Here is a 1081-nt window from a genome sequence, read left to right as displayed (position 1 = left end):
AGCAGTTGCCGGGAGTGTCGGCACAAGGAGTCAGAAATATATGATTTCATATGGTTAGCTACTTACTGGTTTTGATAAATCTATAAAGCCTGTAATCAAGCATGAACTTGTCTGGTTTTTTGTTGTCCATAAGATCACCATAAAACAAAGGGCACTTTTATGATTAATCCTCCTTCTTCTCCAGCATCTTCTCCTGTCAATGAACTGCCACCGTCTTATGAAGAAGCAATGGCACAAAGGACTACTTTAGGGAATCATGAGGTTCAATCTGCTTCTGCTGATGCAACGGTAAACTTAAAATTTCAAACAACAGCTCCGATTCAGCCGGGAACTTCCCAAGAGGTAAAGGTTGACAAGCGTACTGTGGGCGCTGTTGCTGTAGCGGGAGCTGTTTCGATCACGGGAGCTGTTTCGATCAATAGTGGAAATTCGCTCAAATCAATGAAAAGAGCATCTACCGATAACTCTGACCTTGAGCCTCCCTTCAAGAAGAAAGCGCAGCAAGTGTTAGAGTCAGCCACAACTACATTTATTTCAAACTGTCCCAAAATAGCGTATTGCCTTGGCAATCCTGAGCTAAAGAGTGCTGCGGCTGAAATATTAGCTTTGTATACCTTTTATTCCGTACCTGATGCTGATGCTTCACAAGAACCAAAAAGAGAGTCAAAAAAGGTGTTATGTGAACTTGTTATGAATAATATTGAGCTTTTCAATATATTATTCCGTTATATAGCGGTTCCTGGCTGCGGTCGTTTAAAGCCCGAAAGATTTCTGGGTGTTATGCTCTCGCTATGCGAAAGTGCTTATCAAGGCACTTTTCCAAAAACAGTTATCAGTATTGGTTCGGGGCAGGCATTTCTTGAAAAATGTTTTAGTTTGATGGGAGACATTAATGTGAAATGCTATGACCGTGAACCATTAACCCGATTTTTACCTGTTGCACAAGCTGAGTTCCCAAAAGATATTAACAACTGCCTGCCTGATGATTGCAGTAATTGTTTATTGGTTTCAGGATATCCCCAAGGTTTTTTAGGTCCTGTGCTTTTGGAATTTATACGACGGGGAGGGGAAATGCTCTGCA

The 1081-nt window shown here is 41.4% G+C and carries 1 protein-coding gene; it reads left to right on the top strand.

The features are described 5' to 3' along the window. Window positions 1–159: 159 nt before the first annotated feature. Window positions 160–1081 (top strand): hypothetical protein (locus KDK14_RS17050; protein ID WP_257266383.1); only part of this gene is annotated, 922 nt, incomplete at its 3' end.

This window comes from Endozoicomonas sp. ONNA2 (assembly GCF_024606365.1).
Lineage (GTDB): Bacteria > Pseudomonadota > Gammaproteobacteria > Pseudomonadales > Endozoicomonadaceae > Endozoicomonas.
Note: the sequence above shows the minus strand (reverse complement) of the source record. Positions and strands in the feature narration are given on the sequence as shown.